The organism is Helicobacter sp. MIT 99-5507, assembly GCF_003364295.1.
Lineage (GTDB): Bacteria > Campylobacterota > Campylobacteria > Campylobacterales > Helicobacteraceae > NHYM01.
In genome coordinates, this window is sequence record NZ_NXLO01000004.1 from 192313 (window position 1) to 219176 (window position 26864).

The following is a 26864-nucleotide window of genomic DNA, read 5'->3' on the forward strand; positions in this document are numbered from 1 at the left end:
ATTGTATGGGTATGGAAGCGTATATTATTGATTTATGGAATACTTATGTATCTGATTGGGGCTATCTTATACTTTTTTTATGGAGTATATTAGAAGGCGAATTAGGACTTATATTTGCAGGTCTTGCAGCACATACCGGGCATCTAAATGTATTTTTAGCTATTTTTATAGCTGGACTTGGTGGATTTGTAGGTGATCAGATATATTTTTATATTGGTAGATTTAATAAAGCATACATACAAAAGCGATTTAAAAATCAAAGACGAAAACTTGCCTTTGCTCATTTATTATTACAAAAATATGGCTGGCCTATAATATTTATACAAAGATATATGTATGGTATGAGGACTGTTATACCAATTAGTATAGGACTTACTAGATATAGTGCATTAAAATTTGCAATTATTAATCTTATCAGTGCTTGGGTTTGGGCTGCTGTAACTATCATCTTAGCATATATTTTTGGTGACTATATATTGCAGCTTTTAGAATGGTTTAAAAATAAACCATATATTTTTATTGCATTACTTATTGTTTTTGCTGGCGGGATATTTTATTATTTCGAGATTCAAACAAAAAAAGTAGATAAAAAAATAGAACAATTACAAAAAAGTTTAAAGGAGAAACCAAATGAGTCTTAATATCAAATTTACAAAAGATGATGATGTTAAAAGTGATATAGAAATAGTATTTATTGATCAAAATTTATTTAAAAAACTTCCAAAATCTAAGACTAGTATTTTATCGCTACAAAGTTTTAGTGCTAAAGATGGAGAAGCAGTATTTTTACAAAGTGATAAGATTCTGTATTATGGGACTATTTTAGATGATATAGATTCTATTCGTGAGGCTGCAGCAAAAGCGATTCGTATCGTAAAAAAATACGATATAAAATCACTAAAAATAAAAGGATTTGAAAATAGTGATTTTAATTATGCGTTATTTATTGGGATTTTACTTGGTGATTATGAATTTATCGATTATAAAAGCAAGATTACAAAAACAACTCTAACAGATATTTTTATCATTACAAAAAAAGATTATAAAAGTGAATTACATAAAGCGATGATAGTTGCAAATAGCACAAATTTGGCAAGAAATATTGTAAATACTCCACCACAAGATTGCACTCCAATTGTATTAGCAGATATTGCAAAAAAAATAGCAAAAGATTTTATGTTAGATTATAAAATTGGTGATGTAAAATTTTTACAAAAAGAAAAAATGGAGCTTATATTGTCTGTTGCTAGGGCAAGCACGCATGAGCCACGATTTATAGAGCTTATATATAAACCAAAAAAAACTAAAAAAAGAATAGTTTTAGTAGGAAAAGGGCTTACTTATGATAGTGGAGGACTTAGCCTAAAACCTGCTGATTATATGACTACAATGAAAGCTGATAAAGGTGGGGGCTGTGCAGTGCTTGGTGTAATGCAAGCTATTGCAGGATTAAAGCCAGATATTGAAGTAGTCGGAATTATTGGTGCTACAGAAAATATGATAGGCGGTAATGCTTATAAACCAGATGATATTCTAAGATCAAGAGAAGGTATAACAATAGAAGTTAAAAACACTGATGCAGAGGGTAGATTGGTGCTTGCTGATTGCTTATCTTATGCACAAGATTTAAAGCCAGATTTTATTATAGATTTAGCTACGCTAACAGGTGCTTGTGTAGTGGGACTTGGTGAATATACAAGCGGAATTATGGGCTATAACAAAAAATTAAATATAGAATTTGAAAAAGTCGCAAGTAAAAGTGGCGAGCTAACCGCTATATTGCCATTTAATAAGCACTTAGAAAAATTAATAGATTCTAAAAATGCTGATATATCAAATGTATCATCTACGCGTTATGGCGGTGCATTGACAGCAGGAATATTTTTAGGAAGATTTATAAGAGAAGAATATAAAGATAAGTGGATTCACTTAGATATTGCAGGACCGGCATTTGTAGAAAAAGAATGGGATGTTAATAGTTTTGGTGCAAGTGGTATTGGTGTAAGAAGTGTCATTGATTTTATCTTAAAGGTTGCAAATGGGGCTTAGTGTAGGAATTATAGGATTGCCAAATGTTGGCAAATCAACTACATTTAATGTACTTACAAAGACACAGAATGCACAAAGTGCTAATTATCCATTTTGCACTATCGAGCCAAATAAAGCTGTCGTTCCAGTGCCAGATTCTAGGCTAGGCGATATTGCAAAGATAATAAATCCACAAAAGATTCTGCATTCTGTAATTGAATTTGTTGATATTGCAGGGCTTGTAAAAGGTGCTTCAAAAGGCGAGGGCTTAGGAAATCAGTTTTTAGCAAATATCAAAGAAGCAGATGCACTTTTACATATTGTGCGTTGTTTTGAAGATTCTAATATCACGCATGTTGAAGGCAGAATAGATCCCATAAAAGATATAGAGATTATAGAGTTAGAATTGCTTTTTGCAGATTTGCAGACTTTGGAAAAAAGGATTGAGCGATTAAATCGTGCTTCAAAATCTAGCAAAGATTCTGCTAAATCTTTGCAAATGGCTTTAGCACTAAAAAAGCATTTAGAAGAAAATAAACCAATTAGAATCTTTGAAAATAAAGATGATGAAGAGTTTATAGCTCTAAATAAAGAGCTTAGATTTTTAAGTAACAAAGAGCTAATTTATGGTGCAAATGTAGATGAAAGTATGGATAATAAATATTTAGATTCTCTTAAAGAATATGCTTCTAAGAATGCAAGTGAGGTTATTACAATTTGCTCAAAACTTGAGGAAGAGATGATTGAAATGAGCGATGAAGAGAGAGCAGAGTTTTTAGAGAGTATTGGTATAAAAGAAAATGGGCTAGAGCAAATTATAAAAACTAGCTTTAAGAAACTAAATCTTATAAGCTATTTTACCGCTGGAGTAAAAGAAGTTCGCTCTTGGACTATTCCTGCTGGTGCTACTGCTCCACAAGCTGCTGGCGTGATACATAATGACTTTGAAAAAGGTTTTATTAAAGCTGAAATAATTGCTTATGATGACTTTATTAAATATGGCGGAGAACAAAAATCAAAAGAAGCCGGAGCTATGAGAATAGAAGGTAAAGAATACATTATGAAAGATGGCGATATAGCACATTTTAGGTTTAATGTATAAAAGTAGATTTTATATCGATATCGGCGCAAATGATGGTATAACCCTTAGTAATACATATCTACTAGAAAAGCTCGGATGGAGAGGAATCTGCATAGAAGCAAATAAGGATATTTTCACTTTACTAAAGAAAATGCTATTGTTACAATGTAGCATTTACAGATAGCGATAAAGAAGTGCTATTTTTGAAAGTAAATGGTGAAAATAATATGCTAAGTGGAATAATAGAATCTGACCTAGAGAGCAAATTCTCACAAAATAATCTCTACATAAAAAATAATCACAAAATAGATGATAGCGAAGTGGTAAAAGTCCAAGGAATGAGTTTTGATAGTGTTATGAAAAATCACAATATCGATATTATTGATTATATATCTATTGATGTTGAAGGCAGGGAGCTAAAAATATTAGAGGCAATTGATTTTGAAAAATATAAAATTTTATTGCTTACGATAGAAAACAATAATAAAAAAGATAGAACAATTAGAGATTTTATGCAATCTAGGGGATATAAATGTATAAAGAGATTGACCCAAGATGAAGTTTATGCGAGAGCAGATTCTTTGTAGAATCTATCTTTCATTTTGCCATCGTTATTTTTGTATTATTGAAAATTGCTTTATTTTGTAGTAGAATCTTAGATTTTCTTTTTAAAAAAGATTCTATTAAATAAATGGAGTAGATATGACTAGTATCTTACTAATAACACAAATCATAATAGCAGTAATAATTACAATCGCAGTCCTTTTACAAAAGAGCTCTAGCATCGGTTTGGGCGTGTATAGTGGAAGCAATGAATCTTTATTTGGTGCAAAAGGTCCTGCTGGATTTATGGCAAAATTCACTATGATTATGGGATTGTTATTTATCATAAATACAATAGCACTTGGATGGGCATATTCAAAACAGATGAATAAATCAGTTTTAGATAGCACAAAAGTAGAATCTAGTGTGCCAAAATTGCCTGCAAATAGTTTAGATTCTAATCCTTTAGGCTCTACTAAATCGCCATTTGATGCGCCATCAGCACCATTGTTGCCAAATAAATAAGGAAAATTATTATGTTAAATGATATTTATAATAGCACAAAAGCCAATATGCAAAAGAGTATTGATTCACTAAGAAGGGATTTTGGCACATTAAGAAGTGGTAAAGTCTCTACAATGATATTAGATAATATTAAAATCGATTATTATGGCACACCTACTCCTCTTAATCAAGTTGGTTCTGTTATAGCAAAAGATGCAACTACTATAATTATCACCCCTTGGGAGAAAAATCTATTAAAAGATATAGAAAGAGCGATATTAGAAGCTAATATTGGTGTAAATCCAAATAGTGATAGCGGTAGTGTAAAGCTATTTTTCCCACCTATGACAAAAGAGCAAAGACAAGCAATCGCAAAAGATGCAAAAGCTATGGGCGAGAAAGCAAAGATTGCTATAAGAAATATTCGTCATGATTCTAATAATTCAATTAAAAAAATTGAAAAAGATAAGGCTATTACAGAGGATGAAGGTAGAGCTGGTCTTGATGAAATACAAAAATATACTGATGAATTTGTAAAAACAATAGAAGAAATGGTAAAAAATAAAGAAGATGAAATATTAAAGGTCTGATTTATGGATATCAAGAAATATTACCTAGATGCAAATGCGCTTTTGGAAGGACATTTTTTATTAAGTAGTGGCAATCACTCAAAGTATTATCTACAATCTGCTAAAGTCCTGGAGAATCCAAATGTAGCAGAGATTCTTGCAATTGAATTAGCAAGAAAAATAAAAGAATATGGGATTAAAGTAGATTGTGTTTGTTCTCCTGCATTAGGTGGTATTTTGGCTGGATATGAGCTTGCTAGAGCACTTGGTGTGAAATTTATTTTTACAGAAAGAGTAAATGGCAAAATGACTCTTAGACGCGGATTTAGCATAAGATATACTGATAAAGTAGTCATTTGTGAAGATATTATTACAACAGGTGGAAGTGCTTTAGAATCTGCTAGATGTATAGAAACTACAGGTGGTGAAGTAGTGGCTTTTGCTGCTCTTGCAAATAGAGGATTTTGCAAAAGAGTAGATTCTACTTTGGAGAGAAAAGATGAATGCAAACTTCCATTTAATATTCCATTATTTGCATTAGATGATTTTGTATTTGATATATATGATGAAAAATCCTGCCCTATGTGTGCAAGTGGTAGTGTAGCAATTAAGCCTGGAAGTCGTGGTAATTAGGCTCTAAATTTGTAGATGAAAAATAATAAGGCACATAAGCAAATAGAATCTAATAGCATAATAAAAAAAATGTTTTTGATAGAGCGCATCAAGGCATTTATTACAGATATTTTTATGATATATATGCCTATTTTATATATTGCTACTTATGGAATCTTAGGTTCCAAAGAGGCGTTTCAATCTAATCAATTAGTTATTCTTATTTGCTTTTTAGTGTATGCATTTATCACTTCATTGCTATTTTTTTTAAAGTCTCAAACTCTTGGATATATGTATGCAGAGATTAAATTGGTTAGAGATGATGGTAAAAAAGTGGGCTTTTTTTTAGCATTATTTAGATTTTTTGCATTTTGTTTTAGTATGAGTTTGTTATTTGGTTTTTTTATTCCATTTATGAATAAAAATAGACGCACATTTCATGATCTTGTAGCTAAAACAAATATCATTGAATGCAAAAAATAGAAATAATTTATAAAATAAGTGTAATAAAGTAAAGCATTATTAATTATTTTATACTCTAAACTGCTATTTTTTAAACTAAAATTTACTAATAAAAATATACAATTTAGGCGTTTATATTTTTATTTATTACTGAGGGATTTGATGGAAAACAGGCTTTTTACTTTTGCTAGTTTAATTAATGCAAATCATAATTTTATCATCGGATTTTATACTATTTTGACCGCAATTTTAGTTTTATTATTTGCTAGGTTGGCTACAAGAAAATTAGAGGTTGTGCCAAGTGGATTACAAAATGTCGCTGAAGTGTTTTTGAGTGGAATCTTATTTTTTGCAAAAGATGCAATAGGTGAAAAATTAGCAAGAAAATATATACCACTTACAGCTACTATAGCATTGATTGTATTTACTGCAAATATTATAGGTATCATACCAGGTTTTGAAGCACCTAGTTCAAGCTGGAGCTTTACTCTAGTATTAGCACTTATTGTATTTTTTTATTATCATTTTGAAGGCATTAGAGAGCATGGTTTTATACATTATTTCGGGCATTTTATGGGACCTGTAAAATGGCTTGCACCACTTATGTTTCCTGTTGAGATTATATCTCATTGCTCAAGAGTTGTATCGCTTTCATTTAGGCTTTTTGGAAATATAAAAGGTGATGATGTATTTTTGCTTGTAATGTTAATGCTTGCTCCTTGGGTAGCACCACTTCCTGCATTTGCAATACTTACTTTTATGGCTTGTTTGCAAGCATTTATATTTATGATACTTACTTATGTTTATTTAGCTGGAGCTTTAATAATAGATGAAGAACAGCATTAGAAAAAGGTATTTTAAACCAAAATCATCTATAAAATCAGATAGTGTATTGTTATATAATATCTCATTTATTACTACATTAACAGAAATGCTTATTGGTGCGATACTTGGCATTGCATTATGTCTTGGTGTTATCTTTTCATTTTTCATTTTAAAAGGAAGTATTTTAGTTTCAGTAGTATTATTTTGTGTAATTATGATAATTGCAGTTTTTCTAGTATTTTTGTTTAAATATGTGTTTTTGTCTGTTATTTTGAAGACTAAAGAAATAGAAATTTTAGAAAAGATTTATTTAAAAACTTAAATTTATGAAGTTAGATAAATTTTTAATCACAAGTCATAAATTTTATAGTGATATAGATTCAAATATCTCATATGCTTATGATTGTGGTGTTTCAAAAATATATCTAAGAGAATTTGAGCTATCTAGATTCTATATTTTTTTGGAGATATGCCAAAAATTTAATATTTTATTATTTGTTAATTATATAGATAAACATAAAGAATGTATTTTAAAATATGCTCATGGTATTCATCTAAAAAGTAAAGATTTTACTCTAATAAATTTAATTCCTAGTGAAAAATTAGTATCATATAGTGCACATAATTTAAATGATGTAGATAAGGCTTATAATAAAGATATAGACTTTATTTTTCTAAGCCCAGTATTTTTTGTAGCTGGAAAGAATAAGCCTCTTGGGATTGAGTATTTTTATAATTTACCTGATAAATATAAAAATAAGATTTATGCATTAGGTGGTATAGATTCTAATAATATTAGTATGTTTTATGATACTAATATTAGAGGTGTTGCCGGTATAAGAATGTTTTTAAAGGTTTAATATGTTTAAAAAATTTTTGTATCTTTGTTTATTTTGTATAGTTGCAAATGCTAGATTTATTACTGAAACAGGATATAGATATAGTTTTTATCAATACGAAGAACCTGGTCTTATGAAAATAAATGGCACGCTCCATGCTTTTTTTGCAAAATTAGCATATATTAGTGATTTTATAAGCACAGAAATGAATTATGCCCAATCATTTAATGCAAATTTAAAATACAATGGTTCTACACAAGGTGGGACGCCACTAGTAAATATTCCATCAGAAGATAATTTTTTTAATGCTGATTATAAAATTGGTGCGAGACTTGGACTCTATAATAATTATGAAGGTTTTGGATATCTTGGCATTGGATATAGATATTTAAACAATAGAATCTCTGGAAGTGGTGGGTATAGAAGAGAGCAGGTTTATTATTATGTTCCTGTAGGTTTTTATGCAAGCGATAGCATGTCCTCTCGTGGATTATTTGCAAGATATGGATTTGAATTTAGATATATGTTTTTAGGCATCAATAAGACGCATATAGGTGATGCAATACAAGGTATTAATCCTAGTGTATTAGAGATGGAACAAAAACATGGACTTGGGTTTAGAACACATTTTGGATTTGATTATATTATGATTAATGATTTTAAATTATTTACGCAGCTTAGTGCCGAATATTGGTATATAAGAGAATCTAGCGTAGGCATTACAACTTACAAAGATAATAGCGGAAAGATAGTTCAACAATCTTGGGTGGAGCCTAGAAATAATACAGTTCAGTTTTCTATAGAAGTTGGATTAGGATTCTAAATATGCAAATTGATTTAATATCATTTTTGTATGCTTTTGGTCTTACTATTCTTGCTGGTATTAGCACTGCTTTTGGTGCATTTTTAGCATTTTTCAAAATGAAAGATGAAAGTAGGGTATTATCATTTGGTCTTGGATTTAGTGGTGGAGTGATGATTTATCTTAGTTTTGTTGAAATACTTCCAAAATCAATAGAGCATTTTTCAAGATCTTGTAGTGATACTTATTCAAATATATTTGGTGTGATTTGTTTTTTTGTTGGTATGTTGATAGCATTTGGTATTGATTTTTTAATACCAAAAGATGTGAATCCTCATGAATTAAAAAGCCAAAATGAAGTTTATTGCGAGTTGGCAAATAAGAAACAATATATTTCATCAAACAAACACATACAAAGAACCGCCATTTTTACTGCTATTGCAATTACTATTCATAATTTTCCAGAGGGATTTGCTACATTTGTATCTGCATTGGATAATTTTGTATTTGGTTTAAGTATTGCTATTGCTGTTGCAATCCACAATATTCCAGAAGGTTTGGCTGTATCGCTTCCTATTTACTATGCCACTGGAGATAAAAAACAGGCATTAAAACTTACATTATTATCAGGTTTAGCCGAGCCATTAGGTGCTATTATAGGTTATTTTATGCTTGCTCCATTGTTGGGTGATTATACACTAGCTATTGGTTTTGGAATTATTGCTGGAATCATGGTATTTATCTCTATTGATAGCTTGCTTCCTGCATCAAAACTTAGCACAAAGGGGCATGAATCTGTTATTGGTGTGATGTTTGGTATGGTAATTATGGCAATTAGTCTTATTTTATTATCTTGAATTTTTAAAGGAGGTATTTATGGATAATATTTACTTAGATACTAGAATCTTAGATAAAAATGCAATAGATACATTTAGCTTAAATGAAGAGTTGTTGATAGAAAATGCAGCAAGTGGGCTTGAATCTTGTATTGACAAGCATGCAAGTGCTAATTCATTTATCATTATAGTCGTTGGTAGTGGTAATAATGGCGCTGATGGACTTGCACTTGCTAGAAGATTGCATGGTAAATATAATGTAAAGATATATATGCCAAAAGAGCCAAAAAGTGAATTATCTCGTATTGAATTACAAAGATTAAAAAAATTAAATGCTAAATTTATAGATAAATTATTTTTATGTGATATTGTTATTGATTGTTTATTTGGTAGCGGTTTTGAGGGTGATTTGGATTTAGAATATCAAGAAATTATTTATAATATGAATAATATCGCAAGATTAAATATTGCTTGTGATATTCCAAGTGGTATAGATTCTATAGGTTTTATCTCTAGTGTTGCTTTTAAGGCTGATATTACTATTAGTATGGGGGCGTTAAAATTAGCCTATTTTAGCGATGTTGCAAAAGATTATATAGGTGAGATTGTAGAAGTAAATCTTGGAATTTCTAAAGCTTTATATGAACAAGATTCTAAATATAAGATTCTCCTCAAAAGTGATTTTAATCCACCAAAAAGAAGATTACAAAATACACACAAAGGTGATTTTGGACATTGTTGTATTATTGCTGGTCAAAAAGAAGGTGCTAGTATTCTTAGTGCTCTTAGTGCTTTTGCATTTGGTAGCGGTTTGGTTAGTATTATTGGTGATGTAAAGAATCCACCATATCATATAATGAATTCTATAACATTACCAGATAACTGCACTTCTATTGCCTTTGGAATGGGGCTTGGAGATAGAATTAATAAATACAATTTTGATTTTTTAGGTGAGATTCCAAGTGTCCTTGATGCTGATATGTTTTATAGTCCTGATTTATTAGATATCTTAAATAAAGGAAATATAGTCCTTACTCCACACTTAAAAGAGTTTTCAGCACTTTTGAAAAACTCTCTTTTTGGTGATTTTAATATAGATTATATAGCAAAGCATAAAATCCAGCTAACAGAAGAGTTTTCATATAAACATAAAAATGTAGTTTTACTTCTAAAAGGTGCAAATACGATAATTGCACAAGGTGGGAATCTTTATATAAACAATTTTGGAAATAGCAATCTTTCAAAAGGTGGAAGTGGCGATATTTTAAGCGGCATGATAGCATCGCTACTAAGTCAAAAATATTCATTGCTTGATGCGGCTATTACAGCATCACTTGCTCATTCTTTTGCCTCAAGAGCGATTAAGACAAGTTATGGATTAGAACCTCTTGATTTGATTGAGGAAATTAAGAAATTTTAAGGAAATATTTATGGATAAATTAATTATTGGCGGCATTGAATTTAGTTCAAGACTTATTGTTGGCAGTGGCAAGTATAAAGATTATAAAATAACAAGAGAAGCAACACTTGCAAGTAATGCAGATATGATAACTATTGCAGTAAGAAGAGTAAATATTACAGATAATAAAAGCGAAAATTTACTTGATTATTTCAAAGATACTAATATAAAATTTTTGCCAAATTCTGCTGGTTGCACTACTTGTAATGAGGCTGTTGGATTATTTAGGCTTGTTAGAGAGGCAACAGGAATAAATACAATAAAACTTGAAATCATAGGTGATACAAATAAAACTCTTTATCCAGATGTGCTAGAAACACTCAAGGCATGTGAAATATTAAGTAAAGAAGGTTTTATTGTTTTTGCATATTCAAATGACGATCCAATCATGGCAAAAAAATTAGAAGATTCTGGAGCAAGTGCGGTTATGCCACTTGCAGCTCCTATTGGTAGTGGGCTTGGAATCCAAAACAAATATAATATTATTTTTATCAAAGAAGCAATAAAAGTCCCTGTGATAGTTGATGCTGGGGTTGGTTGTGCAAGTGATGCAGCAATTGCAATGGAACTTGGTGCTGATGGAGTGCTAAGTAATTCTGCTATAGCTTTATCTTCAAATCCAATTTTGATGGCAGAAGCTATGAGAGATGCAGTTATTGCAGGAAGAAAAAGTTATTTAGCAGGCAGGATTCCAAAAAAACCATATGCGACTGCTTCTTCACCTATTGATGGACTTGTGCAGTTGTAGAATCTTCTTATAATTTTAATTATAAGAATTAATTTTAATATAAGCAAATCCTATTACAATCTTAATTTTTAAATATTTTTGAGGTTTGTAATAGTGGATAAAGAAATAGTTATTGCTTTAGTTGGACAACCTAATGTTGGAAAAACTCTTCTTATCAATAAAATTAGTGGTTCAAATTTGCATGTTGGTAATTTTACTGGTGTAACAATAGAAAAAGCTGAAGCTTCATTAGAATACAAAAATCATAAGATTAGAATCATAGATTTACCAGGTACATATTCTATCAATGAGTATTCACAAGAAGAAAAAATCACAACTAATTTTTTATTGAATGAAAAATTTGATGTCATATTAAATGTGGTAGATTCTACAAATCTAGAGCGGAATCTATTTTTAAGCACACAATTAATGTATCTAAATAAAAAAATGATAATCGCACTAAATATGTATGATGAAGCAAAACAAGAAGGCATTATCATAGATTCTAAGCAATTATCAAATATATTTGGAGTAGAGAGTATATTAGTATCAGCCAAAGATGGTGAAAATATAAATTCATTGCTTGATAAGATAATTGATATACATTCAAAGCCATTTTGCCCACCAAAAAGGATTTATGCTGATTTTATTGAAGAAGAAATAGAAAAAATATCTAAATTTTTTGTTCAAAATGATATTTCACTAGATTCTCCAAGATATCTAGCTGTAAGTCTTTTATCTCAAGATAAAAAAATATACAAATTATTTCATGATAAACCTTTTTGGGTTGAATTAAATCTACTTTTGCAAGATTCTATAAAAAGATTATATTTGCAAAGTGATGAAAAAAATATCAAATCGATATTTTTGAATGATGATTATTCATTTGCAAGAGGTGCTTGCAAGGAAGTATGCAAATTTAAAGCAAAAGATAAAGATAATATTACAAGTAAGATAGATTCTATATTGTTAAATAAATACATTGGAATCCCTATATTTTTATTTCTTATGTGGTTGTTATTTAATCTCACATTCAATATAGGCTCATATCCTCAAGGTTGGATTGAAGATTCTTTTGCATGGCTTGGTGATATAGTAAAAGAAAACATACAAAATGATTTTTTAGCCTCTCTTATTTCAGATGGTATTATAGGCGGTGTTGGAACTGTGATTTCATTTTTGCCTCTTATTCTTATTTTGTTTTTGGGAATTGTTTTACTTGAGACTACGGGTTATATGGCTAGAGTATCATTTTTATTAGATGGATTTTTTCACAGATTTGGTTTGCATGGAAAGAGTTTTATTCCATTAGTTAGCGGCTTTGGGTGCTCTATCCCTGCATATATGAGCACTAGAGTGCTAAAAAATCATACTGACAAAATGATTACAATGTTTATTATCGGTTTTATTAGTTGTAGTGCTAGATTGCCTGTGTATGTTTTATTTGTTGGTGCTTTTTTTAGCGAGAAATATGCAGGAAATGTTCTTTTTGGAATATATATCTTAGGCTTTATTGTTGGTTTGATATTTGCAAAGATTCTAAGATTGACAGCATTTAAGGGTGATGACGAACCATTTGTAATGGAGATGCCAAAATACAGAATCCCATCATTTGGGTTAGTATGTCGTTCGGTATGGAATAAGGGCTATTTTTATGTTAGAAAAGCAGGGACATTTATTTTTGCTGCTTCAGTCTTGATATGGTTTGCATCGCAATATCCTATAAATCAAGATATAGTTCAACTATACGACAAAGAAATTGCACAAGTTCAAGAACAATATGAAGTGTTAATAAATGAAAATACCAATAATGATACAGAGGCAAATTCATTACAAGAAGAAATAACAAAGCTAGAAAACACTAGAGATGCAGAATTACTTGAGCATAGTTATATGGGTATTCTTGGCGAAAGTGTAGCACCTCTTTTTGCTCCACTTGGCTTTGATTGGAAACTTTCTATTTCACTTATAACAGGTATTGCTGCAAAAGAAGTTGTTGTATCTACAATGGGTGTTTTATATGCTTTAGGTGAAGTAAGCGAAGATGACACAAAAGCATTAAGCGATGTTATAAAAACAAATATAACATTTCCTACCGCAGTAGGATTTATTTTGTTTGTTATGTTTTATATTCCTTGCTTTGCTGCAACAATAGTTTTCACAAAAGAGGCTAGAAGATCTATATATGCTTTATATTTATTTATATTTACCACAGCAGTTGCTTATATATTAGCATTTATAGGTCATGAAATAGCTAAGTTGCTAACTTAGCATATTGACAATTGTAGCTTGTTTTAATATAATCGACATTTTTATTTGGTATACCTAACTTCTTTGTTTTTACCTAAAATGTTTAATTTTTCGGGGCGTAGCGCAGTCTGGTTAGCGCACTTGGTTTGGGACCAAGGGGTCGAAGGTTCGAATCCTTTCGCCCCGACCATAATGGTAAAAGCATGGTGAGTGTAGTTCAGTTGGTTAGAGCACCAGATTGTGGCTCTGGGGGTCGTGGGTTCGAATCCCATCACTCACCCCACATAAGCGTTCGTAGCTCAACTGGATAGAGCATCAGACTTCGGATCTGAGGGTTAGGGGTTCGAGTCCCTTCGGGCGTGCCATTAGTGTCTTTTGCGTTCGTAGCTCAGCTGGATAGAGCAACAGCCTTCTAAGCCGTAGGTCGCAGGTTCGAGTCCTGCCGAGCGTACCACTAAATCTATCACTAAACTTATCATAAGTCAAATAACTAATTTTACTATTTCTAGATTCTTTTTAAATTTTTTCTTGATTTAGATTTAATAAATTTCTATCCTATAACAGAGGTTTTTATTATAGTTTTGTAAGAATCTAATATTTACTAAAAAGGCTATAAGCTTATTTTTTTATTGCTTGTGGATATGTAAAAGGATGAGTAAGTAGGAAGTGTTGATTTGTTAAAAAGTAATATATGCAACACTATAAATAAACTTTAGTTTTCCACTATATAAAGTATTGCTAAAATGGCTTGAAGTATTTTCTTTCATTTTATCCAAAGCATAGAATCCAAGATTAAAAAGCTTTATCATAGCTTCCTTGTATGTCCAAATTTTATAAAATTCATTTAGCGGATTTGCTGCGTTTTGCACTTGATGTTTTTCATAATCACTAAAACAAAAATCCAAGCAAGGATAAAAATTTCTATTTTTAACACACTCCAAATCTACACCCACTCTAGTTAGGCTAATAGCCAAAATAGCATGATTTGCACTATGACTTATTGATTTGTATATAGTTTGAGTATTTAGATGTATATAATTTTTCTCAAATTCAAATATTAATGCTCGAGATATTTTAAATTCATTTTTGTTATCTAGATTTGGATTAGAATCTACTCTTAATTGATCATTTTTAGATAGATTCTCATATTTATATTTATCAAGCATTTCATCGCTGCCAAAGAGCAATAAAATTTCATTTTGTTTTAGTATCAATCTATCTAAACTCTCAATAAAAACTATCTTAGGTTTTTTAAGTATTTTTAATAAAAAGATTCTCATGTAGCTTTATAGCTTGCATACAAAAGTGCAAAATATGCTGATAAAAACATACATAAAGCAGTGCTAACACCAAAACCAAAAACTGCATAAGTATTGCTAAATCCAAGCATGCCAAAAGATATAATACTAGTCAAGCTAGCCAAAATTATGCCAAAATATCTCTCACGGATGCAGAGATTCTTATTTGTAGCAAATATCACATAATCCACTCCAATGGTGCTTGCTAGTATAAATCCAAATATTGTAAATATATTAAAGCTTACCCCAAAAACAAGCAGTAAAATCACACTAAAATATGTAGCAGAGAGAATAATTCCAAGCATAATACAAGCTTTAATGAATTTAAAAAAATACAAAAATATCAAGAAAGCTAGAGTATATGCAATAATCTTTAGGATGATAGCGTATTCTTTGGCTTGAGTAAAATTGTTACTAATGCTTTGAACTAGATTAAAATAGCTAGCATCATACTTAGCTAGAATCTCATCAAGATTATCAGGCAATACAACACTAGAATCTATAAAAACTAAATTTGTATTATTATCAAACATAAATTGTCTTAGTGGATTTTGTGCTGGATTGAACATATCATTAAATTTATCAAAAGATAGAATCTCTAAATTTGCAAAATCAACCAAAGATTTTTTTGCTAAATTTAAATCAATACCTAGATTTGGGTAATTTTGCATTAAGTGAGAATCTTTTGAATATTTTATTAGCTTATTTTTAAGATTATTTTGTTCATCTTCACTAAGTAACACATTGCTAGCACCATTATATTTGGTAATATTTAGATCATTTAAAAGGGATCTTTCTTTTTTAATCTTATCTTCATTTGCAGAGAATCCTATAGCAATAAAGCTATTTTGAGCCGAAGTTTTACTAATTTGTATAAATTTTTTCGTATCATTAAGCAGCTCTGCATTTAGTGATGAGTAGTTTCTAATATCATCTTTGAAATCTATCTTTGGCAAAATATGTATTAAAAATATAATTGATAATATAAAAATACAAGCAATAAAACCAAAAAAAGATCTTTTATACTTCAAAATAAAAAAGTTAAAAGCAATAAATTTATCAATAAACTTCTCAAAATATCTATGACTTTTAAAGCAGTGATTTTCTAAAACAATGGGAAGTAAAAAATATGTAGAAAAAAATGCACCAATCAAACTAAAAATAGATATTACTGCTATTTCTTTTAAAAAATTCATAGGGGCAAATATAAATAGAGCATATCCCAAAGTCGTGATAGATAATCCAATCAAAAATATATATAAGAATCCTCTAATATCGCCTATTTTGATATGTCTATTTTGCACATAGCCTAAAAAATGCATAGCAAAATCTAAAATAAGTCCAATTAAACTAATGCTAATAACAATACTAAATAAACTAATATAATCAAATATCAAAAAAGCACTACTAAGCCCACATAAAAAGCTAAAAATTATCACTATTATAAGTTTTGAGATTTTCCAGCTACTAAAAGCAAAAAATAGCAAAATAGAGATAAGTATCAAAGATAGAGTTCCCATAAAAACACTCTCAATATTACCCTCTTTGTTTGCAAATGCACCAAAAAGCTCACTGCTCATCACTAATAGTTCATCTTGAGATTCTAAAGCTTTTGCTTTAGAATCTGTATAAAAGCTAATTAAATCTGCGCTTTTAAAATTATCATTAATTGTTGCATATGCAAAATAATAATCCTTTCCTTCATAATTAGCCTTTAGTGTTTGAGTTTTTAAATCCAAAGTAAAATTACTAGGCATCAACAATGTAGAATATGAGCTAAAATTTAAAAAATCACTGCTAATAGTACGAAAGATAAATGGACTATATAGTCCCTGTGCATTTTCTAAAAAAAACTCATCAGGATTATTTATAATCATATTATAGATTTTGGTATTTATTGTAGCTAAGCTAGATATCTTTAAATTTTCTAAAAATTTATCTGTAATATCTTGCTTTAGATGAAATTCTTTAAATAAATGATTCTCTTCAAAGGATTTGAGTAAATCTAAATTTGAGCTTAGAAACATAATTGTTTTTGATTCTCTTTTTTGTATAGATTCTAGTATATAGGCATCTTTAGAATCTAAAGAAATAAGAGTATATACATCACTTTTAATCTTACCAAAAGAGATTAACACTATACAAAGCATCAGTATGCTTAATATAGTAAAGATTATATATATAGATTTTTTATTATTCATCAATATTTTTTAAAATAGAATTTATTTATCGTTTGATCCCCATTTACCTCTTTTAAAATCATCTCTTGGATTCTATCTTTGCCACTTAGAGTGATTAGCGTAAAAATTTTTTTTAGCCATATATTTGTTGGTTTTAAATCTACTTTCCAATTATTCTTATCTCCACTTAAAGATATATCAAATTCATTTTGTATCTCTTTAAAATTAAAGGTTATAAGACTTAAAATTAGCTCTTTATCATAATTTTTATCTAGTTTTTGCCATTGTTTTGTATGAATATCTTCTATATAGATTCCATCTTTGGTGATTTTAGATTTTTGTTGCACTGGCGATAAGATAGACCATATCAAAATACCATTTTGTATTTCAAATTCACCACTACTTTTTAAAATTTGATTAAAATTGATTAGATGTTTTTCTTGGAGAAATTCTCCTTTTTGACTTTTTGAGTGAATCTCTTCTAAATATTTTAAATCAAAACTATATAAACAAGATATAAATAGTATAAAAAATAGAAAAAACCTCATTTAAAACCTTTTTAAAAGCAAATAGAATCTAAAAAATACTTTGTAATCCTATCAAATTTATGTTAGCATTACAAATTTTTATAGCTTAATATGATATTAAATAGGGATAAATTATGCGTTCTGTAGATGTATTAGTAATTGGTGCTGGACCTAGTGGAAGTATCGTTAGTGCTTTATTAAATAAACAGGGGATTGATGTTTTATGCGTAGAAAAAGAAAGATTCCCACGTTTTGTAATTGGTGAGAGTTTGTTGCCTAATTGTATGAATATTTTGCATGAGGCTGGATTCTTGGATGCTGTTGAAGCACATGGATTTCAATATAAAAATGGTGCTGCATTTAGCTTTAAAGATGAATATAGATATTTTGATTTTTGTGATAAATCTAGCACTGGATATGGCACGACTTTTCAAGTGCAAAGAGGTATTTTTGATGAGATTTTAATCAATGAAGCGATAAAACAAGGCGTAGATGTATGCTTTGAGATTGCAGTAGAAGATCTTGAGTTTTTAGATGATTATGTAGAAGTAAAGCTAAGTAATGGCGATATAATAAGGGCTAAGTATATAGTTGATGCTAGCGGATATGGGCGTGTCTTGCCACGGAAGTTAAATTTAGAAGTGCCATCTACATTAACTCCTAAAAAAGCTTATTTTACACATATTCAAGATAATATCAATGAACCTCTATATGATAGAAATAAGATTTTAATTACAACTCATCCAAATTTTAGAGATGTTTGGTTTTGGCTAATTCCATTTTCTAATGGACGATGTAGCATCGGGGTAGTAGGAGAAGAATCTAGAATTAATACAGGAGCTAGCGATGAGGAAATACTAAAGCACCATGTATATCTAGCACCTATGTTAAATCGTCTTTTGGGCAATGCCCTTTGGGATACTCCTGTTAGAACTATTAGCTCATATTCTAAAGATGTAAAACAACTATATGGAGATAGATATATTTTACTTGGAAATGCAAGTGAGTTTTTAGATCCTGTGTTTAGTTCCGGTGTCACTATAGCCATGGTTTCAGCTAAGCTTGCAAGTGATGTTTTGGTTAAAATTTTAACCAATCAAAATGTAGATATGAAAAAAGAGTATGAAGAGCCACTGATGTTTGGTATAAATAGCTTTAGAACATATGTAGAGGGTTGGTATGATGGTAAATTCCAAGATGTAATCTATACAAAAATAGAAAACCATAAAGTAAAAAGACAAATTTGCTCAATCTTAGCTGGATATGCTTGGGATAAAAATAACCCATATGCAACTCGCTCTGATGAAGCCTTAGATGTATTGGCTAAGTTTTGCAAAAAATAATACTAATTTTATTTATAGGATTGTTTTTAGGGTGTGCTAAATATCAACTCTATGATATTGATTTTACCCAAAAGCATTTTAGCGTTGAGATTGATGGAGTAATGCATATACTTTATATATCCAAAAATGATGGCTACAATTTTGCTATTTTTGATACTTTTGGAGTGCCAAAAGCAAATAAAGTGCTAAAAGATGGCGTATTTGAATCTACTAAATTTCTTCCTAGAGATAGCTTTTATGAGCTTTTATTTATTGAGAGTTTAGAGATGATAGATAAAGACATTAAACATAAAGACTTTGTTTTAAAAGATAAAAGAATTAAGATGGTAGAGCTTTGAATATATATATAAATGCTTATGATGGGGCTTGTAGCCTTGGAATCTCTAAAATACAGATAATGCAAAATATCTTTGCAAAGATTCCATCTATCACTAAAAATACAATCCAATCCAGAGATTTTATGGTTGGCAAAATAGAGAATTTACCAGATTTTGATAGAAATATTAAAGAAGTTTATAATACGCGCACAAATCTGATTTTGCATCAAGTATTGCAGAATCTAAATGAGCCATTAGATAAACTATTTAAAAAATATAGCAAAGATAGAATAGCAGTAGTTATAGGCACTACCACTGCTGGAGTAGAAGAAAATTATAAATCGATGCCAGATATTAGTCCAGACTTGTTTTATAGTAGAAATTCCCTATCAAATGCAAGTGAATTTATAAAAGAATATCTAGGGCTTAAATCTTTAGCTTTTGGAATCTCTTGTGCTTGCACATCTGGAGCTAAGGTATTTATAGAAGCTGCTAGACTTTTAGAATCCAATCTGTGTGATGCTGTTATTTGTGGTGGAGTTGATAGCCTAAATACTCTTACTATTTATGGATTTGATAGTCTAGATATTTTAACCCCACCACAAGATAATGCAATACCATTTTCAAAAAACAGAAATGGTATAAATATCGCTGAGGGAGGAGCGCTATTTATACTTAGCAAAGATAGATCTAATATCAAACTAAAAGGATTTTGCGCTAATAATGATGCATTTCACATCACTAAACCAAATGAAAATTTTATAGCACAAAAAAATGCTATTTTATTAGCTCTTAAAATGGCAAATTTAGATTCAAGTGAGATTGATTACATTAACTTGCATGGCACAGGAACATATGCAAATGACAAAATGGAAGCAAATTTGATAAATGATATATTTCCTCAAACTCCATGTAGTAGCACAAAAGGTGTTATGGGGCATACTTTGGGTGCTGCTGGAGCGCTAGAAGCTATGGTTTGTAGTGAAATTCTAAACCAAAGTTCAATAAATAATCAAAGTCAATTACCACCGCATTATTATGATGAAGTATATGATTTAGATATTCCTAAAATTTGCCTAATTGAAGAAAAAATAAGTAAAAATATTAAAAATGCACTATCTCTCTCATTTGCATTTGGTGGAGATAATAGCGTTATTATATTAGGAGTTTAGATGTATGTAAGAGAGCTTATGCCTCATAGTGGAGATATGGTTTTAATAGATAGCATAGTAGAAAGACGAAATGATTTTATTAGCACCAAAACTATAATAAATAAAGATAATCCATTTTTAGAAAATAATCTCTTTCCTGCATTTAATACTTTAGAGATAATGGCTCAAAGCTTAGTGGTATTTCGTGGTTTAAGTGATAAAAGCTCTAGTTTTAGACTTGGTTTTTTACTTGGGGCTAGAAAATTTGAGATATATAAGCCATATTTAAAAATCAAAGATGAGTTAATCACAAAAACTATCATTTCAGAAGATTTTAATGGAATGGGTGTATATGAGAGTTCTGTATTTGTAAATGATGAATTGGTAGCAAGTGCAAATATTAGTTTGTTTAATCCATCTAAAGAACAATTAGATGAAATCTTAAAGGCAAGTAATGAATAAATCTGTATTAGTAACTGGCTCAAGCAGGGGAATTGGTCTTGGTATTGCAAGAAGATTGAAGGCAAATGGATATGATGTAATTTTGCATGGTAAAAGCGATTCTAAGTCTTTAGAAAATGCAAAAAATGAGCTAAATTCAAAAGCGTTGATTTTTGATGTAGCAGATACAAATGAATGCAAAAGAGTGCTTGATGAGTTTGCTAATTCAAATCAAGCTCTATGGGGAATAGTATTAAACGCAGGAATCACAAATGATAATACTTTTGTAGGTTTAGAAGAAGATGATTGGAAGAATGTAATTAATGTGAATCTAAATAGCTTTTATAATGTATTAAAGCCACTTTTAATGCCAATTATTAGAAAAAAACAAGGTAGAATCGTAGTAATTAGCTCTGTATCTGGAATCATAGGCAATAGAGGTCAAAGTAATTATAGTGCATCAAAAGCAGGATTAATAGGAGCAGCAAAATCTTTAGCTATAGAGCTAGCTAGTCGCAATATAACCGTAAATGTAGTAGCACCAGGACTAATTGATACTGAGCTAACACAAGTAAGCATTCCGCTAGATGAAATATTAAAGTTAATTCCTGCTAAACGTAGTGGTAATGTAGATGAAGTAAGTGGGCTCGTAAATTTTTTATTAAGTGATGAGGCTAGTTATATTACAAAACAAGTTATTGGAGTAAATGGAGGATTGTGTTGAGAGTATTTGTCGTAGGATATGGGATTGTAAGCACTTTTGGCAAAAGTTGGAGTGAATTTAGAAGTGCTTTGCTTAAAAAACAAAATGCTGTAAAATATATGCAAGAATGGGAAAAATATCAAGAATTGACCACATATTTGGCTGCACCAATTATAGATTACTCACATCCAAAAGAGTGGAGTAGAAAAGATTTAAGAAGCCTTGGAAGAGTATCGCAATATAGTGTTGAAGCAGCTGGACTTGCTTTGAAAATGGCTGGGCTTTTTGGAGATGAGAGTATTAAGGATGGAAGAATGGGTGTTGCAAGCGGATCAAGCACTGGAAGCACTGATGCAATCATGCAGCTTGCAAAACTTATGTTTGCAGGAGAGAGTGATTGTAATGCAAACTCGTATATAAAATCTATGCCACACACAACAGCTGCAAATATTGCAATTTTTTATGGATTAAAAGGGCGTATGATACCTACATCATCAGCTTGCACATCTGCATCCCATGCTATTGGGTATGCTTATGAAGCAATCAAATATGGCAAAATTCCAATTATGTTAGCAGGTGGTGCTGAAGAGCTTTGTCCTAGTGAGTGTTATGTATTTAATTCATTATATGCTACAAGTCAGAAAAACTCTACACCAAATCTAACTCCTAGTCCATTTGATATCAATCGTGATGGGCTTGTTCTTGGTGAGGGAGCTTGTATGCTAGTATTAGAGGGAGAAGAAAGTATGATTAAAAGGGGAGCTAAACCTATTGCTGAAGTTGTAGGTTTTGGCTCAACTTGTGATGGGACTCATGTTGTAAAACCTGAAGCAAAAACTATGCAAAGTGCAATGAAATTAGCTCTAAAAGATGCCAATATCACTCCAGATAAGATAGGTTATATCAGTGCCCATGCTACAGCTACAAAATGGGGAGATATAGTAGAATCTCATGCTACAAATAATCTTTTTGGAGATAGGGTTGCTATTAGTTCATTAAAAAGTTATATTGGTCATACTCTTGGTGCTTGTGGAGCAATAGAGAGTGTAGCTAGTATTGAGATGATGAATGAAGGTTTGTTTGCCCCAACTATCAATTTAGAAAATGTAGATAGTGAATGTGCAAAATTAGACTATTTAAAAGATTTTAAAGAAATAAATACAAACTATGTGATGAATAATAATTTTGCATTTGGCGGTGTAAATACATCTTTAATCTTTAAAAAAGTATAGACAAATATAAAGATTTAGCTAGAATTGCACCTTTTAATCAAATATTTTTTAAGGAGAATATTATTTGCAAATTGGAATTTCTAAAGTAAGTGCCATAATATCTCCTAATTTTATTTTACCTAGTGAATTTAGTCATTTAGAACATTACAAAAAAGAGTTTAATCTTAAATTTGGAGCTATGGAATTAAGGAGAATGCTGAATGCTTTAAAATGTGCATTAAACATAGTAGATTCTCTAAATATAGATAAAGAAATATTGCAAAATATACCCATAGTATTTAGTTCTTTTAGTGGAGAGAGTAATCATTGTGTTAAGTTGCTTAAAAATTTAAAAGAGGATTTTGTATCTCCTACAGCTTTTTCTTTATCTGTATTAAATGCTACACCTGCACAAATGGCTATATTTTATAAAAATCAAAATGAAATATCTAGTATTAGCTCTAAAAATAGCCTAGAATATGGTCTTATTAATGCTATTATCAAACCAGATAAAAAAGTGCTTTTAATCAACTATGAAGAGATTTCGAATGATTTTGAGAATTTCTCATATTATGCTTTAGGAATGCTTTTAGATAAAGAATATAAAAAATGTGTTTGCACTCTTAATTTTTCTTCACAAGAGCCAAAAGATAATCATATTTATCAAAGCCCTTTTTTACTTTTAAGCAATCTTATTGATGTGAAAAATCATTCTTGGAGCGTAGATTCAAATTTAAAATGGAATTGGACTATAAGCTGTGCAGATAGTTAGAATCTTACTTGCAGGTTTTTTATTTTCTTTATTTGGCTTGATATGTTTAGTAGGCAATATTGTATTTTTACCAATAATAATCCTAAGACTAAATAAATTTAAATTTTTTGAGAATCTTGCACGTGATTTGGTGTATTTATCTTGGAATTTTTTTATATTTTCTACTAAGATTCTTGGATATTTGGATTATGAATTTGAAAACTTTAACAAGCTTGGTAAGGCTAGTCAATTAGTAATTGCCAATCATCCTTCTTTGCTAGATGTTGTTTTTATCTTATCAAAGGTTAAACGAATCAATTGTATAGTAAAAAATGATTTATCTAAAAATATATTTTTAAGCCCTGCTATTAAAGCATCTAACTATATATTAAACACAAAAGATGAATATCTTTTAAATAGAAGCTTAGAAGTTTTAAAAAATGGAGAGAGTTTGTTGGTATTTCCAGAAGGCACAAGAACAAAAGAAATAATCAAATTTCACAAAGCTCCATTTTATATTGCTATTCATGGTGCAAGGGTTATTACACCAATATTTATTTATATGAATCCACGATCTTTACAAAAGGGAGCTAAATGGTATCAAACCCCAAAAACTAAGATAAAGTATAAGATCAAAATTAATAAAAATTTAGAAATAAGTGAATTTTTACATGATAAACCAAATTCAATTCGTGTAAAAGCACTATATCAAACTATGAATGAAATTTATAAAAAGGAGATAATATGCTAATTGATGAAGTTAAACAATTAATTATTACATCATTAAATCTACCAGATTTAAAACTAAGTGATATTGATGAAAACGCACCACTTTTTAATGATGGCTTAGGACTTGATAGTGTCGATGCTCTAGAGCTTAGCCTAGCTATTAAAAAAGAGTATAATATAGAGCTAGATGCTAAAACAATGGATTTAAAATCTATATTTTATAGTGTTAAAAGTTTAAGTGAATTTATAGCAGAACAAAGGAAATGATATGACTAAAGAACAAATTTTTACTATGCTTCAAGAAGCTTTAATTGAGCTTTTTGAGATACCAAAAGATAAAATCACACTTGAAGCTAAAATATATGAGGATTTAGAAATTGATAGTATAGATGCAATCGATATGCTAGATTATATCAAGAAAAAAACAGGCTACAGAATGGATGCTGCCGACTTTAAAGAGATCAGAACTTTGGGTGATATTGTCAATGTTGTCTTTAAGAAATTATCCCAGATTTCTTAAAATATTTAATATTATATTAGTATGTATTGGGATTTGTTATCCCTTTTTGTTATTCCTATTCCCTGAAAATACATTTATTTTTATAGCTATGATAGGGATTTGTATATTGAGAGCTTTAAGTATTAATTCTTGGCAAAGATTGGCTTGGATTCTGCTTGGCTCTATATTTTTAATACATTTTTTAATAGGACTAAAAGATTTAATATATATATATCCAGTATTTATAAATATGCTTTTTTGCATAGTATTCTTACTATCACTAAATGGTGAGGCACTAATCACGCAAATAGCAAAAAAACAAGCTCAAATAAGAGGAAAAGTATTAGATAACAAAGCTATAAAATATACTAGAAATTTAACTAAAATTTGGATTTTATTTTTTATTATAAATGGTTTGATATCATTGTGCCTTATATTTTTAGAAGATAAAGTGTATTGGATGATTTATTGTGGCGTAGTTAGCTATATTTTAATTGGAATCTTATTTATAGCTGAGTTTTTATATAGAAAATTTATTTTACAGGTATCATAATGCAGGTATATTTTAATGTTAAATAATTTTAATCCAAATTCATCTTTTATTTTTAATGGTTCTAAAAAAAGCTTTGATAATTTTTTAAAAGATATATATAGTTTTTCTAAACATTTAAAATCACAATATATAGAAATCTTTACCAATAATAGCTATCTTTTTATGGTTGCATTTTTTGGAGCTATTTTAAATAAAAGCAAACCTTATTTATTATCATATAATTTGCCAAGCAAGGATAGAGCATTTTTTGATGATGAATCTATAAGCAGTCTTTTGTCAGATTGTAGCGATTTTGATTCTACTTTGATGAAATTGGATTTAGATTCTGTATTTTTTATACAGACTTCAGGTAGCAGTGGAAATCATAAAAATATAGAAAAATCTATAAATCAAATGATTAAAGAGGCTACTTTTTTATCTAATCATTTTAATATCAAAAGCAATACTACAATTTTATCAAGCATTTCACATCAACATTTATTTGGGCTTACATTTAAAATATTTGTAGCATTAAAAAGTGGAGTAAATATAGATTGTCAAACTCTAAATTATCCTGAATTATTAAGTGCTAATATAGCAAATCTAGATTCTAAAAATCACAAAATTATACTTTTAAGCTCTCCTGTACTTCTTGATTCACTATCTAAGAAAAATAATATAGATGAATTTAATAAAATTACGACCATATTTACCGCTGGCTCTAAGCTAAATGAAAGCACAAGAGCGATTTTAAATAAGCTAATAAAATCACAAATTATAGAGATTTATGGTAGTAGTGAGACTGGAGTGATTGCTAGTAATATAGATGGTGCATTTAGGGTATTTCCTGATGTTAAAATTAGCCATGATGATAAATCGCGTCTTATTGTAAGATCACCATGGCAAGATTGTGAAGGTGGATTTTTATCTAATGATTGTGTAGAGATAGAAGGTGATAGATTAAAAATTATTGGTCGCTATGATAGAATAATCAAACTTCATGATAAAAGACTTAATCTTGATGAGTTAGAGAATATCATTAAAAAAAGTCCAATTATAGAGGATGTAGCAATATCACAAGATGATAGATATAAAAGATTGGCTGCAATCTTAGTATTAAACAAAGATGGCAAGAATCTCTTTAGAAATAAAGGTAAAAAAGAAATAATAAAGCAGATAAACACTCTAGTAACAAAAGAATATAATAGCAAATTAAGATACTTTTATATACGTTCAAAACTTCCTAAAAATACTAATGGTAAGCTCCCTAAAAATGCAGTTTTAGATTCTATAAATGCAAAAATAAAACCACAATTTAAGCTAGTCTCAAAAGATGCAAACTCATTAAAACTAAATGCATATATTGATGAGGGTTCTTTTTATTTTAGTGGACATTTTTTAGATTATCCATTAGTTCCTGGATTTATCCAGCTTGGTTTTGTTTTTAATGCGATAAAAGAGCATTTAGGATTAGAATATGAGAATATAAAACATATTGAAACTATCAAATTTATGAATTTCTTACGTCCTTGTGATGAAGCCAGCCTAGAGATAAAAACTACAGAAAATAAGCTATATTTTAAAATATTTGCAAATGATAAAGAGTGTTCTAATGGTCGCTTAAAGATTAATATTTAGGATATAT

General features: G+C 29.6%; 31 protein-coding genes and 4 tRNA genes. 32 read left to right on the plus strand and 3 right to left on the minus strand.

Annotated features, from left to right (window positions below):
- Positions 1-11 precede the first annotated feature (11 nt).
- From CQA42_RS07750 to CQA42_RS07845, 20 genes are all read left to right on the plus strand, one after another.
- Positions 12-641 (plus strand): DedA family protein, encoded by a 630-nt coding sequence (locus CQA42_RS07750; RefSeq protein ID WP_115584195.1) that lies wholly within the window; start codon positions 12-14, stop codon positions 639-641.
- On the plus strand, positions 631-2049 hold the full coding sequence (locus CQA42_RS07755) for a leucyl aminopeptidase (protein ID WP_115584121.1): 1419 nt from the start codon (positions 631-633) through the stop codon (positions 2047-2049). Before CQA42_RS07750 ends, CQA42_RS07755 begins: the two co-directional genes overlap by 11 nt.
- Positions 2039-3130, plus strand: coding sequence for a redox-regulated ATPase YchF (gene ychF, locus CQA42_RS07760; protein WP_115584122.1), 1092 nt, complete (start codon positions 2039-2041; stop codon positions 3128-3130). The genes CQA42_RS07755 and ychF overlap by 11 nt, the downstream gene beginning before the upstream one ends.
- Before the next feature lie 182 nt (positions 3131-3312).
- Positions 3313-3696, plus strand: coding sequence for an FkbM family methyltransferase (locus CQA42_RS07765; protein ID WP_220271583.1), 384 nt, complete (start codon positions 3313-3315; stop codon positions 3694-3696).
- Between the two features lie 115 nt (positions 3697-3811).
- Complete coding sequence (secG, locus tag CQA42_RS07770; protein ID WP_115584123.1) at positions 3812-4177, plus strand: preprotein translocase subunit SecG; 366 nt, start codon at positions 3812-3814, stop codon at positions 4175-4177.
- Between the two features lie 11 nt (positions 4178-4188).
- Positions 4189-4746, plus strand: a complete 558-nt coding sequence (frr, locus tag CQA42_RS07775; RefSeq protein ID WP_115584124.1) for a ribosome recycling factor — start codon at positions 4189-4191, stop codon at positions 4744-4746.
- A 3-nt stretch (positions 4747-4749) separates the two neighbouring features.
- Positions 4750-5358 (plus strand): orotate phosphoribosyltransferase, encoded by a 609-nt coding sequence (gene pyrE, locus CQA42_RS07780; protein WP_115584125.1) that lies wholly within the window; start codon positions 4750-4752, stop codon positions 5356-5358.
- 15 nt (positions 5359-5373) lie between these two features.
- Positions 5374-5820, plus strand: a complete 447-nt coding sequence (locus tag CQA42_RS07785; protein WP_115584126.1) for an RDD family protein — start codon at positions 5374-5376, stop codon at positions 5818-5820.
- A 141-nt stretch (positions 5821-5961) separates the two neighbouring features.
- The gene (locus tag CQA42_RS07790; RefSeq protein WP_115584127.1) at positions 5962-6645 is read left to right on the plus strand and encodes a F0F1 ATP synthase subunit A; all 684 of its coding nucleotides are present in this window, start codon (positions 5962-5964) and stop codon (positions 6643-6645) included.
- On the plus strand, positions 6629-6946 hold the full coding sequence (locus tag CQA42_RS07795) for a hypothetical protein (RefSeq protein ID WP_115584128.1): 318 nt from the start codon (positions 6629-6631) through the stop codon (positions 6944-6946). Before CQA42_RS07790 ends, CQA42_RS07795 begins: the two co-directional genes overlap by 17 nt.
- A 4-nt stretch (positions 6947-6950) precedes the next feature.
- Complete coding sequence (locus CQA42_RS07800) at positions 6951-7484, plus strand: thiamine phosphate synthase (protein ID WP_115584129.1); 534 nt, start codon at positions 6951-6953, stop codon at positions 7482-7484.
- Between the two features lies 1 nt (position 7485).
- Positions 7486-8286 (plus strand): hypothetical protein, encoded by an 801-nt coding sequence (locus CQA42_RS07805; RefSeq protein WP_115584130.1) that lies wholly within the window; start codon positions 7486-7488, stop codon positions 8284-8286.
- 2 nt (positions 8287-8288) lie between these two features.
- Positions 8289-9122 (plus strand): zinc transporter ZupT, encoded by an 834-nt coding sequence (gene zupT / locus CQA42_RS07810; protein WP_115584131.1) that lies wholly within the window; start codon positions 8289-8291, stop codon positions 9120-9122.
- Between the two features lie 19 nt (positions 9123-9141).
- Positions 9142-10521: an NAD(P)H-hydrate dehydratase gene (locus CQA42_RS07815; protein WP_115584132.1), complete on the plus strand. Its 1380-nt coding sequence runs from the start codon at positions 9142-9144 to the stop codon at positions 10519-10521.
- A 10-nt stretch (positions 10522-10531) separates the two neighbouring features.
- On the plus strand, positions 10532-11308 hold the full coding sequence (locus CQA42_RS07820) for a thiazole synthase (RefSeq protein ID WP_115584133.1): 777 nt from the start codon (positions 10532-10534) through the stop codon (positions 11306-11308).
- A gap of 93 nt (positions 11309-11401) precedes the next feature.
- A complete protein-coding gene (gene feoB / locus CQA42_RS07825) occupies positions 11402-13558 on the plus strand; it encodes a ferrous iron transport protein B (RefSeq protein ID WP_115584134.1) in 2157 nt (718 codons plus the stop codon).
- 91 nt (positions 13559-13649) lie between these two features.
- Positions 13650-13727, plus strand: a tRNA-Pro gene (locus CQA42_RS07830).
- Positions 13728-13743: 16 nt separating this feature from the next.
- A tRNA-His gene (locus CQA42_RS07835) sits at positions 13744-13820 on the plus strand.
- A gap of 5 nt (positions 13821-13825) precedes the next feature.
- Positions 13826-13902: transfer RNA gene (locus CQA42_RS07840), tRNA-Arg, on the plus strand.
- 12 nt (positions 13903-13914) lie between these two features.
- Positions 13915-13991: transfer RNA gene (locus tag CQA42_RS07845), tRNA-Arg, on the plus strand.
- 223 nt (positions 13992-14214) lie between these two features.
- Here CQA42_RS07845 and CQA42_RS07850 read toward each other — a convergent pair.
- Genes CQA42_RS07850 through CQA42_RS07860 form a run of 3 tightly spaced genes read right to left on the minus strand, consistent with a single transcriptional unit; the run spans position 14215 to position 17563 of the window.
- Positions 14215-14817, minus strand: a complete 603-nt coding sequence (locus CQA42_RS07850; protein WP_115584135.1) for a 4'-phosphopantetheinyl transferase superfamily protein — start codon at positions 14815-14817, stop codon at positions 14215-14217.
- Positions 14814-16985 carry a hypothetical protein gene (locus tag CQA42_RS07855; protein ID WP_147289275.1) on the minus strand — a complete coding sequence of 724 codons (2172 nt, stop codon included), beginning with the start codon at positions 16983-16985 and terminating at the stop codon, positions 14814-14816. Before CQA42_RS07855 ends, CQA42_RS07850 begins: the two co-directional genes overlap by 4 nt.
- Positions 16986-17035: 50 nt before the next feature.
- Positions 17036-17563: an outer membrane lipoprotein carrier protein LolA gene (locus CQA42_RS07860; protein ID WP_115584137.1), complete on the minus strand. Its 528-nt coding sequence runs from the start codon at positions 17561-17563 to the stop codon at positions 17036-17038.
- A 113-nt stretch (positions 17564-17676) separates the two neighbouring features.
- On the opposite strand from CQA42_RS07860, the gene CQA42_RS07865 reads away from it, so the two are divergent.
- The 12 genes from CQA42_RS07865 (at position 17677) to CQA42_RS07920 (ending at position 26857) form a co-directional block, all read left to right on the plus strand.
- A complete protein-coding gene (locus CQA42_RS07865; protein ID WP_115584138.1) occupies positions 17677-18885 on the plus strand; it encodes an NAD(P)/FAD-dependent oxidoreductase in 1209 nt (402 codons plus the stop codon).
- Positions 18873-19223, plus strand: a complete 351-nt coding sequence (locus CQA42_RS07870) for a hypothetical protein (protein ID WP_115584139.1) — start codon at positions 18873-18875, stop codon at positions 19221-19223. Before CQA42_RS07865 ends, CQA42_RS07870 begins: the two co-directional genes overlap by 13 nt.
- Entirely contained in the window at positions 19220-20374 is a 1155-nt protein-coding gene (locus tag CQA42_RS07875) for a beta-ketoacyl synthase N-terminal-like domain-containing protein (RefSeq protein ID WP_115584140.1), read from the plus strand. The genes CQA42_RS07870 and CQA42_RS07875 overlap by 4 nt, the downstream gene beginning before the upstream one ends.
- Entirely contained in the window at positions 20375-20815 is a 441-nt protein-coding gene (locus CQA42_RS07880) for a thioester dehydrase (protein WP_115584141.1), read from the plus strand.
- The gene (gene fabG / locus CQA42_RS07885; protein ID WP_115584142.1) at positions 20808-21518 is read left to right on the plus strand and encodes a 3-oxoacyl-ACP reductase FabG; all 711 of its coding nucleotides are present in this window, start codon (positions 20808-20810) and stop codon (positions 21516-21518) included. Before CQA42_RS07880 ends, fabG begins: the two co-directional genes overlap by 8 nt.
- Entirely contained in the window at positions 21512-22729 is a 1218-nt protein-coding gene (locus CQA42_RS07890; RefSeq protein ID WP_408941443.1) for a beta-ketoacyl-ACP synthase, read from the plus strand. The genes fabG and CQA42_RS07890 overlap by 7 nt, the downstream gene beginning before the upstream one ends.
- Before the next feature lie 64 nt (positions 22730-22793).
- On the plus strand, positions 22794-23480 hold the full coding sequence (locus CQA42_RS07895) for a beta-ketoacyl synthase chain length factor (protein WP_115584144.1): 687 nt from the start codon (positions 22794-22796) through the stop codon (positions 23478-23480).
- Complete coding sequence (locus tag CQA42_RS07900) at positions 23467-24210, plus strand: 1-acyl-sn-glycerol-3-phosphate acyltransferase (protein ID WP_115584145.1); 744 nt, start codon at positions 23467-23469, stop codon at positions 24208-24210. Before CQA42_RS07895 ends, CQA42_RS07900 begins: the two co-directional genes overlap by 14 nt.
- On the plus strand, positions 24204-24455 hold the full coding sequence (locus CQA42_RS07905) for a phosphopantetheine-binding protein (protein ID WP_115584146.1): 252 nt from the start codon (positions 24204-24206) through the stop codon (positions 24453-24455). Before CQA42_RS07900 ends, CQA42_RS07905 begins: the two co-directional genes overlap by 7 nt.
- A 1-nt stretch (position 24456) precedes the next feature.
- A complete protein-coding gene (locus CQA42_RS07910; protein WP_115584147.1) occupies positions 24457-24708 on the plus strand; it encodes an acyl carrier protein in 252 nt (83 codons plus the stop codon).
- Between the two features lie 106 nt (positions 24709-24814).
- On the plus strand, positions 24815-25240 hold the full coding sequence (locus tag CQA42_RS07915) for a hypothetical protein (RefSeq protein WP_115584148.1): 426 nt from the start codon (positions 24815-24817) through the stop codon (positions 25238-25240).
- A 15-nt stretch (positions 25241-25255) separates the two neighbouring features.
- Positions 25256-26857, plus strand: coding sequence for an AMP-binding protein (locus tag CQA42_RS07920; RefSeq protein ID WP_115584149.1), 1602 nt, complete (start codon positions 25256-25258; stop codon positions 26855-26857).
- Positions 26858-26864: the final 7 nt, after the last annotated feature.